13 protein-coding genes are annotated in these 13,712 nt (G+C 40.9%); 2 read left to right on the forward strand and 11 right to left on the reverse strand.

The features are described from left to right. Positions 1–132 precede the first annotated feature (132 nt). Together ACFFGV_RS12595 and ACFFGV_RS12600 are read left to right on the forward strand one after the other, a co-directional pair. On the forward strand, positions 133–288 hold the full coding sequence (locus ACFFGV_RS12595; protein WP_377348376.1) for a DUF1540 domain-containing protein: 156 nt from the start codon (positions 133–135) through the stop codon (positions 286–288). 277 nt (positions 289–565) lie between these two features. Beyond that, positions 566–1,261, forward strand: a complete 696-nt coding sequence (locus tag ACFFGV_RS12600) for a PdaC/SigV domain-containing protein (protein ID WP_377348378.1) — start codon at positions 566–568, stop codon at positions 1,259–1,261. On the opposite strand, the gene ACFFGV_RS12605 is transcribed toward ACFFGV_RS12600, so the two are convergent. The 11 genes from ACFFGV_RS12605 to ACFFGV_RS12655 form a co-directional block, all read right to left on the reverse strand. After that, on the reverse strand, positions 1,258–1,413 hold the full coding sequence (locus tag ACFFGV_RS12605) for a hypothetical protein (RefSeq protein WP_377348380.1): 156 nt from the start codon (positions 1,411–1,413) through the stop codon (positions 1,258–1,260). The two genes, ACFFGV_RS12600 and ACFFGV_RS12605, sit on opposite strands and share 4 nt — an antisense overlap. Positions 1,414–1,531: 118 nt before the next feature. Further along, entirely contained in the window at positions 1,532–2,830 is a 1,299-nt protein-coding gene (locus ACFFGV_RS12610) for an alpha/beta hydrolase (protein ID WP_377348382.1), read from the reverse strand. Positions 2,831–3,106: 276 nt separating this feature from the next. Continuing rightward, positions 3,107–3,358 (reverse strand): alpha/beta-type small acid-soluble spore protein, encoded by a 252-nt coding sequence (locus ACFFGV_RS12615; protein WP_377348384.1) that lies wholly within the window; start codon positions 3,356–3,358, stop codon positions 3,107–3,109. 103 nt (positions 3,359–3,461) lie between these two features. Then, a complete protein-coding gene (locus ACFFGV_RS12620; RefSeq protein ID WP_377348386.1) occupies positions 3,462–5,270 on the reverse strand; it encodes an IucA/IucC family protein in 1,809 nt (602 codons plus the stop codon). 29 nt (positions 5,271–5,299) lie between these two features. Then, positions 5,300–6,607, reverse strand: a complete 1,308-nt coding sequence (locus tag ACFFGV_RS12625) for a lysine N(6)-hydroxylase/L-ornithine N(5)-oxygenase family protein (RefSeq protein ID WP_377348388.1) — start codon at positions 6,605–6,607, stop codon at positions 5,300–5,302. Continuing rightward, positions 6,591–7,169, reverse strand: a complete 579-nt coding sequence (locus ACFFGV_RS12630) for a GNAT family N-acetyltransferase (RefSeq protein WP_377348390.1) — start codon at positions 7,167–7,169, stop codon at positions 6,591–6,593. The genes ACFFGV_RS12625 and ACFFGV_RS12630 overlap by 17 nt, the downstream gene beginning before the upstream one ends. Further along, positions 7,150–8,979: an IucA/IucC family protein gene (locus ACFFGV_RS12635; RefSeq protein ID WP_377348392.1), complete on the reverse strand. Its 1,830-nt coding sequence runs from the start codon at positions 8,977–8,979 to the stop codon at positions 7,150–7,152. The genes ACFFGV_RS12630 and ACFFGV_RS12635 overlap by 20 nt, the downstream gene beginning before the upstream one ends. After that, the gene (locus tag ACFFGV_RS12640; protein ID WP_377348394.1) at positions 8,961–10,463 is read right to left on the reverse strand and encodes a pyridoxal phosphate-dependent decarboxylase family protein; all 1,503 of its coding nucleotides are present in this window, start codon (positions 10,461–10,463) and stop codon (positions 8,961–8,963) included. Before ACFFGV_RS12640 ends, ACFFGV_RS12635 begins: the two co-directional genes overlap by 19 nt. Before the next feature lie 13 nt (positions 10,464–10,476). Beyond that, the gene (locus tag ACFFGV_RS12645; RefSeq protein WP_377348396.1) at positions 10,477–11,865 is read right to left on the reverse strand and encodes an aspartate aminotransferase family protein; all 1,389 of its coding nucleotides are present in this window, start codon (positions 11,863–11,865) and stop codon (positions 10,477–10,479) included. A 15-nt stretch (positions 11,866–11,880) separates the two neighbouring features. Then, entirely contained in the window at positions 11,881–12,840 is a 960-nt protein-coding gene (locus tag ACFFGV_RS12650) for an alpha/beta hydrolase (protein ID WP_377348398.1), read from the reverse strand. Further along, positions 12,824–13,495 (reverse strand): GNAT family N-acetyltransferase, encoded by a 672-nt coding sequence (locus tag ACFFGV_RS12655; protein WP_377348400.1) that lies wholly within the window; start codon positions 13,493–13,495, stop codon positions 12,824–12,826. The genes ACFFGV_RS12650 and ACFFGV_RS12655 overlap by 17 nt, the downstream gene beginning before the upstream one ends. Positions 13,496–13,712: the final 217 nt, after the last annotated feature.

A 13,712-nucleotide genomic window follows, 5' to 3' on the forward strand; every position in this document is an offset into this window, starting at 1 on the left:
TTAAATCCATCCCTTCCAATGTTCATTAATATTAGTATCTTATGTCACGCTACATAAGTAAACCAATTGCTTTTACGGTACAGTGTAAAATTACTTTCTTGTGGTTAAGCTAGTTTCAGGAGGTGTATTACGATGGCACAAGATGTATTATGTGAAGTGAACAACTGCGTTCATAATATGGATGGACAAAAATGTGGTGCAGATCAAATCTTTGTTGTGAGTCATACTGGAAAGCAGGCGGACTCTCAAGAAGAAACAGACTGTAAGACATTTAAGCCCCTCCACTAAAAAGGTAGTACGCTCCAAGCTTGCATCGTTGCTCTAAGGTGCAAGCTTTTTATCATTCTTCTACCTTTAATGTTAGTTAATGCAAGAAATAGAAATATAACAAACCCCTCTCTAACAAAACAGTCCTTCACAAAATCCCCATTCTATAGATCACCTTACTTCTTGGGCTTTAACAGAGCCTAAAGAAAAAATTAGCAACTACTTCTTTTGATATTCAAGAGATGTACAACAGATACTAACACCCAAAAGGTATTGTACAGAAAGTAGGCAGTGGCAAATGCTACCCATTTTATCTAGTCTCATTCTAACCTTCTTCTCTGTTTGGTCTCCTTCCAATCAAGGTATAGAAGTCGATAAACGCATCATAGAGGAGAAAGGTGACTATTACAACATATCCGTTGAATATCCTTTATTTAAAGATAATCGATATGGAAGTTATTTAGAAACGATTAATAATGTTTTTGAACAGCAAGCACAAGAAAAATTTCATGGCAGTAAGGAGCATGCGGAGGTATATCAGTATTTAGCCAAAAAAAGAGAAGTACCATTAGAGTACTCCTCCTCCTTTACAGTACCGCTAAATCAAAACGGACTTCTCAGCGTTTTGTATAAACACTATGAGTTTTCCAATGGTCCAAAGGATTTCTCTTATCCTTACGCTAAAACGTTTGATTTACAAAGTGAAAAAGAATTAGCATTGTTCGACCTCTTTCAAGAGCATACACATTATAAAGATTTTCTTTTCAAAAAGATAACGAAAGAGCTCCAAAAGTACACCAATAATGCAGACTTTAAGTCCCTTGGGGAAAGACCGAAGTATTACTTGAAACCATCTTGTCTTGTTATCTTTGCTTTACCAGGAGAGTATTTACCAATAAATCATGAAATTCCCTACATTGAAATTGGCTATGAGGAACTAAGACCGTATTTAAAGAAAGAATATAAGAAACTTCTGCTTCAGCACCACTATTAGAAGCCACTAGCTACCTTATGAATTAGCAGGAAAAATACATGTAATATGCTTGCTTTAGAAGGAATAAAGGCTCCATCAAAATGCTGGTAGACATGCGTACCGATTAAAAGCAAATACAGTACAAATAATAACGCAGGTAGCGAGATGCGCATCGTCTCCCTCCGCTTCTTGTCACTCTCTATATACACTCCTATGAAGATGAGAAAAGATTCATTCCTCTTTTCCATAACGAAGAGCCTGACATCATTGGGTGCCAGGCTCTTCGTATTACTAATGGTCAACAAATTGCTGCTGTTCCAAAAATTCTAAAATCCCTTCCATCAATCCATCAGCTAATGGCAAGGCTGGGTCGTTATATGTTTTAACATTCTCCTCCCGATTGCGAGGAGCTTTTTTCAAAACATGATTCATCTCGTTAACAATAAGTAATTCACTATTGTCACTTGCCTCATGTAAAGCTTCTGCACTGGTGGCAGGTACCTGTAGGTCAGTCGTACCACCCACAGCTAATATTGGTATATCTAGCTTTTTTATTTCTTCTTTTGGTTTATATGCCATCCAAGATGACATAAAGGATTGGATAGATGGACGAAAGACAGAAGCTAGCTCTGAAGGAACATCTTGAACGGTTTCCCCCTTTTTTAGACTTTCAACAAGTTGTTCAGCTTTATTCAGCATGTCATCAGATACTTGAGGCTCTAACTGGCTTAATAGTACTTCACCAATTGGTTCACTTGCTCCTGCAATAGAAATAAATACTTCTATGTTCTCCTCTTGTGCAGCCAGCATGCCAACTAATGACCCTTGGCTATGTCCAATCACGCCTACTTGCGTAAAGCGATCGTCCGCTTTTAATAATTCCAGCCAGTGAGTTGCATCCGCAGCAAACTGACCAAATGTCATTTCTTCCTCAGGTATGGAGGCATTGGCATTTTTACCAACTCCTCGCTTATCGTACCGCAGGCTGGCTATTCCCTGCTGTGCTAATTCCTTTGCTAATAGCTTTAAACTATCGTTATTTCCTGCTAAGCTCGAATTTCCATTCCGATCGGTTGGTCCAGAGCCTGGAATAATTAACACAACAGGAAAGGTATCCTTATTTTCAGGAGTTGCAAGATTTCCATATAGAGGACCTTTTGTCGTTTCCACTTGTTCTTCTACACCAAATTCTTCTTTAGCTTGTGGTTTAGTACCTTTTGTTAAAGTAAACGGAAAGCTCTGACCTTGTTGAGTAAAAGTGCCGCTCCACTGTGACTCTTGCACTTTGCCTTCAAACCTTAGCATTTGCCCTTGGATATCCATAGTAAATGAAGCATGTTCTTCCTTTATTGTAATCGAGGAAAGTGGGTAACTGTCGATATTTTGCGATGGGATATGGATAGTGCCTGTGAGGTCTTCCTCCTGTTCTAATTCAACTTCAATTGGCAATGGACTTCCAGGTATCTCAATAGCCCCATTCCAATAGCCCGATATATCCTTTTCTAAACTGTTTGAATCATTCTCCAAAGCGTTACAACCTCCTAACAATAAAAGCACGGCCACTATCATAACTCCTCCAACCTTGTACACACATAACCCTCCTCCTTTACCTTTTCTCTATAAACGGATTTCTCCCTCTTTACGTTTCTACAATTTGCAAAAAAAGGAACATCCTTTCCAAGTATTCTCAGAATAGCGAGCTATGGTTGATGAGCTGTACCTTTCTTGCAGCTATAGAGAGAGCGTAAAAATGCGAGCTCCTGCTAATCCATACGAAGAAACAGTCTTCCCTTTCATACAAAAAAGCTTGCAGAGAAACCGGGGGTTTGCTGCAAGCTGATATACTTCACAACGTTCTGTTTGCAATTAAGGCTTGTTGTTTTTCAATTGTTGTTCTCCCATCCTGACTAGCTCTCTCACCATATTACCACCAAGGCTTCCTCCCTGCTGTCCCGCTTCTCTAGACGTCAGGTTCCCCTTATCTGTTTGAGAGGGTACAGCATTTTCGTGTGCAGTCTTCCTATTCCCTTGACTTATTTCTTTTCTCTCTATGATGCTCGCTTTTAACGAATCCATACCAGCTCGTGCTTCTGGTACTAAAAGCTTATTGTTAGCCAATTGTTTTCCCTCCTTTCTATTTTGGTATTCCTCATGGTTTCCAAGGTATTCGTGGTAAATGAAAGACACGCTCTATTGGCAGAACGTGTCTTTCAAAGTAATTCTATAACGTTTGCTTCACTACTGCATGAAGCGGATTGGTAACATATCCAAATTCTGATGCGTGAGGTCGATCATCCCCATCGTCATAACCATACTCGACCATTCGATTTCGATTTAAACAAAGCTTAGTGAAACGAGGACGAAGCAGGTCAAATAGCTCAAACCTTTCCTTCAGCTCAGGGAAGCGCTTCTGATACGAAAGAATGGTTTCCCCAATAATTTCCCAGAACCTCTCCTCTTTCAAGCTGGTATGTCGATCTAAAATATCAGCCAGATAACGATTGTGACACACGAATAAGCCAGTAAAGATAAATTGACATAATCCTTCAGGGGGCTCGCTGCGCAGCACACCCTTTAGGTTTTTAGAAACTCGATCCAGCGCTGGAATTGGCTGATCACTTATATTTACATCATCCACAAAGTCTTTAATCGCTAATCGGTGAGGGCGGTTATCTTTTAGGACAAGTACTGTATTTTGTCCATGTGGGGAGAATACCGTGCCATATTGATATAAGAAATGCAATAAAGGTGGTAATACAACCTGAAACATTTGTTCCACCCATTCCTCTGTAGTTAATCCAGAGCGGTCGATTTGCTCTAGGACATATGGATTCCCATGTATGTCTTCATACAATAGAGCTGCCAACGTAATAGCCTCTTCACCTTCTTCTAAATAGGTGAAAATGCTTTCCCGCCATATAACACCTAGCATTTCCAGAAACTGATAAGGAGCTCCATTTAGACTTGTGTAATTAGGATGATCTGCATTGACGCTTGCTACTTCCCCAGGTAAAATAATTCTGCATTCCTCTTGCAGGAAGGAATCCTGATTTCTTATACCTTGAATGAATTGAGTAATTTCAGGAGCCAGGACCGTTCGCTCTCCTGGTAGTCCACGATAAACCAATGTGTTCAAGATACTCATTGGCACTTTCACATGATGCTTTAGTGCTTTATCCTGGTTAACAAAGGTTCGCACAGATTGTTGTGGTAAATAAGCGTCATTTCCCTTTCCAAGGTACACAAGCTGATGGAAGGCTATTTGCTCAGCGTATAGAGGGATAATCGTTTCCTCCCACTGCCACTCATGGACAGGAATAAAGTAATAATCAGCGGCAGCCCTTCCTTTTTCAGCTAACACATCACAAAATGACTGATATTGGCTTTCCCCTAATTCGTTTCTTACAAATTCATGATGGTCAATACCCGGTACAGCATGGAAAGTTGCTTGTTCTTTATGAACAGCAATCCAATATAGCTGTGTCATCCGCTTATGCTCCGGGGCATATTCTACATAGTCTCGATAAGAAAAACCAATTCTCCCTTTATTGTATGTGATCCATGGGTGTCCTTCCATTTCAGCTTCTATATCGGAATAGCTCATCCCAACTAAGTCTGCTGCCGATCGATACTGCTTTTTATCAAGAATATGAACATCAGCTAGTAGGGTATGCTTATATTCTTTTATAAGATAAGCTGTTGTTTCTGGAGTCATCCCTAAGTAAGGCTGTAAATCTAACAACAGCTCTATTGCATCATCAGCCTCCTTCCAACCTTCTTCGCTATATCGTTGAATAGAGCTTGGATCCACATATAAGGAATCCATTAAGCGACGCTTTCCAGTAAACCTGTATTCCGCGTTAGGAGGAATCTTCACATGAAAAGTACTTGCACTCACTTCCTCTGGAAATATCATTTCCTCATAGGTGAATTCTGCCAACATTTTTGCAACAAGCTTACGATTGGCATCCTTCCACAAATGGGATTGCAGAACCTTATTTATTCTTGTATGTAGAAAATCATTATTCATCTCCATCTCCCCTTTCCAGATTATAAGGCCTATTTCGTAAGAACAGCACTTTCTTCTAGTCCAAACTGCTGAAAGACATTTTTGCTTCGTATGGTAAACACTTCTCTACCAACTATTTGATTAATAATAGTGGCGTTGCGATAAGCACCAAGGCCAAGGTCCGGTGCCCCAACACCGTGTGTATGCATTTCTCCGTTCTGGATAAACAGATTACCTACTCTTTCCTTCACTGTTTTTACTTCATAATGCTGACTTATAATCGGACGACCTAACTCATCCTCTTCCAGATCCGCTTTTATCCCAGGGAATGGAAGAGAAGCTGGGGATTGGTATCCTGTAGCCGCTATGACATAATCAGATTCCGTCATAAATTCTCTTTCCTGCTCCCACTGGTACCCTTCCAAACATAGTTTTCCATTAGCAGAGGTAATATCCATAATAGACGTTTTTGCTTGTAATCGAACGTCTAACGGTGCGTTATCTATGGATCGTTCATACAGAAGATGATATATTTCTGCTATCGTATCAGCGCTAATCCCTTTATAGAGCAAATCCTGCTTTGGTAATACAGCATCCTTCTTCTCCTGCTCCAGCTGATAAAAATAATTTGTGTACTCCGGTGAAAAATGCTCCAAACCAAGCTTGGAGTATTCCATAGGGAAGAATCCTTTTGATCTTGTGTACCACTCTAGTGTATAGCCATGTTCCTTCTGTTCTGTTAACAAAGTTAAAAATACCTCTGCGGCACTTTGTCCTGACCCGATTACAGTAATGTGATTGGCATTTCTAAGTTCCTGCTGCCTTTCTGCAAAGGATGCAGAATGAAACACCTTATCAGATGAAGCTGCATGCCAATTAGGAACAGATGGCTCTGTACCCATACCAAATACAACATGACGAGCTTTATACGTTAGTATAGTTCCGCCCCGCTTAGCAGTAACACGGTATGTTTCCGTATCATTGTCCCATTCTACGTCTGTTACGGTAGTATCAAATTGACAGGAAGATAGCTGCTCAGAAACCCATTGACAATAAGCATTATATTCTTTTCTTGGAATATGAAATGACTCTAGAAAGTAAAAGGAATATAATCGTCCCTTGTCATGTAAATAGGAAAGGAAGCTAAAACGGCTTGAAGGATGGGCCATTGTAACAAGATCGGCAAGAAACGGCACTTGTAACGTTGTCCCTTCTAATAAAAGCCCAGGATGCCACTGAAAAAAAGGCTTACGCTCTATAAAGAGCGTATTTACATCCTCTACATCTGCCGTTAACGCAGCCATCCCTAAGTTAAATGGACCTAATCCAACTCCAATAACGTCATACGTTTGTGTCATGCAGCAATCTCTCCCATCGTTGTTGAAATACGGATTGATGACAAATCATTAATCTAGCCTCTTTGTCTGGTAAGGAAAGCTGGCCCTTGCTTTCATATCCGCATTTCCCAAATATATAAATCATTTTGTCATTCCGGCTATCTGGCTCCGCTATTACCCGATTAGTACCATTTGTATTCAGTACATGTTCTGTTAAAAGGCGGAGCATTGGTAAAGCATATCCTTGCCCTAGATACTCTTGTTTACCGATAAGAAGATGAATCCCCTGGTCACCCTTTTCCACTTCATAATAGCTTCCAATAGAATCTCTCTCACACCAATATGTCTCCCAATAGCTCATCGGTACTCCATCTATTTCACCAATCCATAATGTTTGATGTGTATCTGCCAATAACGATTTAAGATGACTTTTGTATTGCTCTAACGGCATGTTCTGCTGCCAAAAAGGAATCACGTGCTCTTCCTGGTGCCAGCTGTGCAGTCTTTCAACATCCTCTTCCCACTTCACTTCTCGAAAGGAAATGGTTTGTTCTAATTGGCGGTCAAAAACTTGTGGTCTCATAAACTGACTCCTTTAGCTGATAGAGTGGATTCGGGATATGAGTATAAACAGATTGTGTTTCCATTGCTCCTACTAATTCATCCATGTCATAAAATCGAGTAAGCAAATTTCCTTTCGCTGCAATAGTAGCATCCGATAATAAACTATCTACAAGACTCGATGGATGTTGCTTATCCACCGGCAGCTCCTCTAAATATGTTCTCAAAATGACAAGGAGAACATCCTCCTCAATTAGGTCTGCTGTACCAAACGCATTAATTAGTCCAAAGATATGATTAACAAAGAAATAGTAGCGCAAACGCTCGTCTCCAACATCATCTGCACAAACCGTATCGCTTTTTTCATTAAAACCTGGAATAAGCTTCTCTAAACGCTCTTGTTGGGATTTCACAAAGTAATACCCTTGATTATCTCGATAATAAAATGATTTGGGATACCCATCCTCTAAGGTCACCACACTATTTTGCTGGTGAGCTTCCGGTGCAATGCCTTTGTTAAGATAAAGCCACATAATTGGGGAAAAAGAAATATCTAAATAACGACGGAACCATTCCTCACTAATGACAGCTGTAGATTGCCCCTTTCTAATAGCGATGTCGTGAATAATGGTATGGAGCCTGGACCGATTCCCTTCCATGGCATCTTGGCACAATGCAACAACCGGTGTTGCTTGTTTCGCCTTCTCTCCCATAAACGGATTTTCCCGCAGAATAACCTCAAAGCCTGTTTCCTTGTTCCCATTTAGCTTCAATGTTAGGAAGGCTGGATCAGACATTATGGCAAAGTCAGGGTATTTCGATTGGAGCTCTTCCCCTATCTCACTGTCTAATATCTTCCTCACTTCTACTCCTCTCTCTAATTCCTTCCATAAATTTGCTCTGACTGAGTTTGTAATCTTAATATTCAGGGAGAACTTGAACATATACGGAACCTCTGGATGATATACGGTGCGTAGAGAGGACGTTGGATAGAATTCTCTCCCCATTTGCCCAAGATCCTCTACTATCCCTTGTAAAATAAGCTCTTTAATTTCTGGCTTCTCTTTAACAAAAACAGCTTGCCAAGGATGAAGCGGAATGACCGTATAGCTGTCTTGTTGAGCATATTGGTGCTTGATACATTCATCCATTTCTGGATCCATCCACATCATTTGCTTTATTAAATCTGTTGAGGATGAATGGAGTGCAGAATGTTCGTATGCCCACTCTTTCGGGATACGGAAGTAATGAAGCTGAAATGCCCCTTTTAACTCCGGAGAATAGTGCAGTGTTTCCGTATCAGAAAACCCTTGTCTACTTTTAGGGGTCGGGTGAAGCAAATGACCGAATAGAAGCGATTGTTCTGCTTCCTGGAAAGTAAAATCCCGATTATACAATGCAGCTTGATCTTCACTGCGATAGTCCAAAATAGTTTCCATCATTTGTTCACTCTGAATTATTCGAAGCATCAGCTCATCAACAGCTGATTGTGCGGATGTGTGAGCCCCTAATGCAAGTTCTTTAGTTGTAAGCTGTACGAGCGTTACATAATCGAGAGGTAATAATCCTCCATCTCCCATTTGATAGTACACATCCTGTTTAGAGAAAAGATGACGTTGAGTCTTTGACCAGTAGGTAAGCCCTACATACAAGGTAATCTTCTGCTTCTCTAACCGGCATAGTAACCACTCATCAGCTTTTCCTATAGACTCTACGGCAGGCAGTTCCTTACGCTCTACTTTCTCCCCTAGCCCTGTCTCTCTAAGAAAACAGTTGAAGTAGCTTTGAAAAGTTGCATGCTCGGCTATACTCTTTAGTTTGTTTTGCTCCACTTTCCCGCCTCCTGTCCAGCGATTATTTTCATAGCTTCTATTACTTCTTCAATGTCTTTGGTTGTAATGGTCGGATTTAGTATTGTCACTTTCAGATGTACCTTACCATTTATTCTGGTTCGCGCTATAATTGCTTTTCCACTATTCAAAAGCTCATTCCGTACCGCCAAATTAATAGATTCTGTTTGTTCCTCACTCCAGTTCTCTTGATAAAGACGAAAGACGACTGCATTTATTTCAGGTTCATGTATCAATTGGAATGCTTCTTCCTGTTCCAGTTGACTAGCAATATATTGAGCATTTATTAATGTGGAATTTATCATGGAAGCTAGCGTTTCTGTACCAACTACTTGTAACGACATAAATAACTTCAGTGCATCAAACCGCCTGGTTGTCATCACCGACTTCTGAACAAGATTAGGAATACCATCTTCTTCATCTTGTTCAGGGTTCAGGTAGTCTGCATGGTGAGTGAGGTAGTGAAAAGAGTTTGCTTGCTTAACTAGAAATGCCCCGCAGCTGATAGGCTGATAGAACATTTTATGAAAGTCCACCGTTAAGGAATCTGCTTGTTCTACACCTTTCAATTTGCTTCCATGCTGTTTACTCAATTGCAACGCTCCGCCGTATGCAGCATCTACGTGATACCACATGTCATGCTCAGAAGCTATAGAAGCCATCTCCTCTAAAGGGTCAATGCTTCCAAAGTCGGTGGTCCCAGCTGTTCCAAATAAGAGAAATGGGATGAGCCCCTCTTCCTTCAAGGATTGAATGGTTTTTTCCAGGTGTGGGATGGACATTTTATAGGTATCATCTGTAGGAATAGGAACGACCGCTTGTTCTCCAAGTCCAAGCTCAGCAGCAGACTGCTGACAAGTAAAATGAGCTTCTGCCGAGCATAATATACGTAAAGAGGAACTATTTGGGTGCAGCCCTTTTTGCTTTACATCCCAGCCCCAACGTTTCTTAGAAACAGCTTCCCTGGCAAGTAATACCCCCATATAATTAGATTGAGTACCCCCAGTTGTAAAGATTCCATCTCCCTCATCCATATGGTAAATTTCACATAACCAGCGCACCATTTGCTGTTCGATTGTTGTGGCTGCTCCACTTTGATCCCAGGAATCCATAGATTGATTTAATGCAGTGAGTACTACTTCGGCAGCTAAGGATGGAACAAGAGGAGGACATTGCAAATGCGCCATTGTAACTGGGTTATGTATTTGAAAGGTATGTTCCATGACACCGTTGCGAACGTTTTGCAAAACTTCGTGTAACTCTTTTCCATTCTTAGAAACTGATTCTCCAAATAATGTGCGCAATCTTTCTTCTGCTTGCATAGGAGTGGTACCAGAGAAACTTTTCGTCTCTCTGGTCACATGTTGCAGTAACATTTGTACAGTCTGGTACATCGTATCTTGATAATATTGTGTACTGGAAGGTTCCGCGCTGAGAAACCAACGTTGAAAAGGCCTTTGTCCCATGTGCCACACCTCTTTAAACTAATTGTGTTAACAGCTTGTTTTCTGCTGCTTCTACGGCATGATGGAAAATAGAGCTAACTTCCTCCACCTGTTCCTTCGTAATAATTAATGGCGGTAGAAAGCGTACAACACTTCCATAACGTCCTCCAAGCTCTAATATCAGACCTCGATCAAAGCATTCTTTTTGTATTTGCTTAGCCATTTCAGGATATTCTGGATGGCTTCCTATGGAATCAGCGGAAAGAGAAGGATTAACGATTTCTACTCCTATCATTAAACCTCGACCTCTAACGTTCCCGATTGTGTTGGTATGCGTTTGAATTTTCTTCAAGTCGTTCATTAGTTGGTCTCCCATTGCTTCCGCATGTCTATCCAGCTGATGCTGCTTCACGTATTGCAGAGTAGCAGTACCTGCAGCAATAGCCATCTGATTTCCACGGAATGTCCCTGAATGAGCACCTGGTGCCCACGTATCAAGCTTTTCATCATAAATAACGACGGAAAGCGGAAGGGTTCCTCCAATTGCTTTTGATAACACAAGCACATCAGGAGTGATATCTGCATGCTCGAAAGCAAACATTTTTCCAGTTCGTCCTATACCGGTTTGTACTTCATCTAAAATAAGTGGAATTCCTTGTTCTTTGGTAATTCTCCGCATTTCCTTCACCCAATCCGTTGGTGCAGGTACAGCTCCTCCTTCTCCCTGTACCAGCTCCATGACCATTCCAGCAGGTTTAGGTACACCACCTTCAGGGTTGGTAAGCAACCGCTCAATGTAGTTACTACTAATAGCAGTTCCTTGCTTTCCTCCAACACCAAATGGACAACGATACGCGTAGGGATACGGAAGGAATTGAACATCCGACATTACATTTGCTACCTTCTCTTTCGGGCCGATATTTCCCATCATACCAAGGGCACCATTTGTCATTCCGTGGTAACCTCCCTGGAAAGAAAGCATGCCGCTTCTTCCAGTAGCTGTCTTAACAAGCTTAACGGCGGCTTCTATCGCGTCAGATCCCGTTGGCCCGCAGAATTGAATCTTGGCACGTTTTGCAAATGCTTCTGGTAAGCTATCATAGATTTCATTTACAAACTCTTCTTTCATTGGAGTGGTAATATCAAGGGTATGTAGAGGGCGTTGGTGGTGCAGTACATCCTCAATTGCCTCAATTACGACTGGATGATTATGACCTAGCGCAAGCGTTCCAGCTCCTGCTAAGCAATCTAAATACTTGTTACCTTCTACATCAGTTACATATATCCCATCTGCTTTATCAATAGCTATAGGGATACGCCTAGGATATGACCTTGCATTGGATTCCCGTTCATTCTGACTCTGTAAATAGGTTTGATTATTCATGTTCTCATCTCCTTGCGTTTTTATGATAATAATATTCATTCTCAATCAAATAGATTAAACGACCCCTGATTCTTTCTGTATGCTTCGCTTAAGCTGAGACAACATCGAATCAACTGCTTCTTTTGCCTTCTTTACTTCTCCCATCATATTAATAAAACTGTGAACTAACGAGGTGAAGTGAAGATGGTTTACTTCCACTCCATGTGAATCGAGCATCTCAGCATAAGCAGCACCTTCACTACGTAATGGGTCGTATTCTGCCGTAACTATTAATGCTGTTGGAAGCCCTTTCGGGTCCTCCACTTGTAAAGGGGAGGCAAGGGGGTGCAATCCGGCCTCTTCATTTGGTAAATAATGATTCCAGAACCATTTCATTTTCTCGGTTGTTAAATTATATGTGAAGTTCTCTCGATAAGATGGGGTGTCAAAATGAAAGTTCGTAACAGGTGTTATGAGAAATTGATGATGAACATCAGCTACTTCTCGATCTCTCAACATAATAGTTAATGCTGCTGCTATATTTGCGCCAGAGGATTCTCCTCCAACTCCTAGTCTAGTTATGTCCCCTTTATGAATGGATTTATGTCGCGTCACCCACTCCACCACATCTAATGCATCCTCTAAAGGAGCAGGAAATGGGTTCTCCGGTGAAAGTCGATATCCAACAGAAATAACGATACCATTTATCTCTTTCGCCATGTATCTGCAGAATGAATCAACACTATCGATATGACCGAATACCCAGCCTCCTCCATGGAAGAACAGCTCTATTGGAGCTTCTTCCAGATTAGTTGGACGATAAATGCGAATTGGTATAGAATGCTTACCTATTTCAAACTGAAGAACGTTGATTCCTTCCACATCTAGGGGAGTAAAAAAAGCTCTTGCTTCCTCGTAATAATATCGGGACATCTCAGGCGTTGTAGCAGCTAATGGTGGGTGTTCTAATTCCTTCATCCGCCTACCGATTTTGTTCAATAGCTGTATGGTTTCCTGATCAACTTCCTTTCTCAATCGGCGCTTCCTCCTCCCCCATTAGCTCCTTCCATTCTTCCATAGGTGATTTGGACAAGTTCCAGGTCACTCTTTTGTAATGGGAAGTAATGGCTGCTAATACAGTATGTCGTTCTCCTATCACTAATTTTGCTTTTTTATGAGGCAGCTCCAATACCCCATGGTCAACTGCACCAATGCTAGTAAGGATAGGAATGACGATTCTATTTCGATAATCTGGTTCACCAATAATTCGCTGTGCTTCATACTTAGAAAATAGGTAATAGCTCATACCGCGAATAATGGCTAATCCAGTTTGACGGTTTAAATATTCTCTAGGTCCAATTAACAGGTGCATACCTAAGTCACCTGGCTTATACGCATAGTACTCCTTTAGAGGGTCTGATTCTATTCGGTATGCGATGCCATAGCATACCGGCTCTCCATTAATAAACCCGAAGAAAACCCGTTTATGACTAGCTGTAACAGAATGGTGAAAGAATATCTTAAAATCTTCCCAATCTACATTCAATTTCCAAAATGGATAGATATGTTTTTGGTGCATCCAATTAAATAATGTATGTATATCTTTGTCATAGTCTGCAGCACGAAACGAAATGGTTTGATTCAGTGCCGGATCTTCCACAACGCATTCATGGTGGTCTATGGATTCCACTTACATCCCTCCCGAATAATTGATAACGATTATCATTACCAAATACTATATCTAAGATTAATGCAATTGAAAATCAATGTCAATTAACCATGAGCATCTTGATAAGAAAGAACCAATTTTCAGACAGTCATTTTCCAAAATCAACCTCCTAATAGTTGAAAGTAAGAAAAAAGGCATACGTCACATAACATCACTCTCGCAGTTATAGATTTTTAGT

The organism is Pontibacillus salicampi, from assembly GCF_042434395.1.
Lineage (GTDB): Bacteria > Bacillota > Bacilli > Bacillales > BH030062 > Pontibacillus > Pontibacillus salicampi.

Bases quoted from the DNA above. Each gene is read 5' to 3' on its own strand.
- ACFFGV_RS12595 (WP_377348376.1), top strand. From the start codon at position 133: ATGGCACAAGATGTATTATGTGAAGTGAACAACTGCGTTCATAATATG.
- ACFFGV_RS12600 (WP_377348378.1), top strand. From the start codon at position 566: ATGCTACCCATTTTATCTAGTCTCATTCTAACCTTCTTCTCTGTTTGG.
- ACFFGV_RS12605 (WP_377348380.1), bottom strand. From the start codon at position 1,413: ATGCGCATCTCGCTACCTGCGTTATTATTTGTACTGTATTTGCTTTTA.
- ACFFGV_RS12620 (WP_377348386.1), bottom strand. From the start codon at position 5,270: ATGAATAATGATTTTCTACATACAAGAATAAATAAGGTTCTGCAATCC.
- ACFFGV_RS12625 (WP_377348388.1), bottom strand. From the start codon at position 6,607: ATGACACAAACGTATGACGTTATTGGAGTTGGATTAGGTCCATTTAAC.
- ACFFGV_RS12630 (WP_377348390.1), bottom strand. From the start codon at position 7,169: ATGAGACCACAAGTTTTTGACCGCCAATTAGAACAAACCATTTCCTTT.
- ACFFGV_RS12640 (WP_377348394.1), bottom strand. From the start codon at position 10,463: ATGGGACAAAGGCCTTTTCAACGTTGGTTTCTCAGCGCGGAACCTTCC.
- ACFFGV_RS12645 (WP_377348396.1), bottom strand. From the start codon at position 11,865: ATGAATATTATTATCATAAAAACGCAAGGAGATGAGAACATGAATAAT.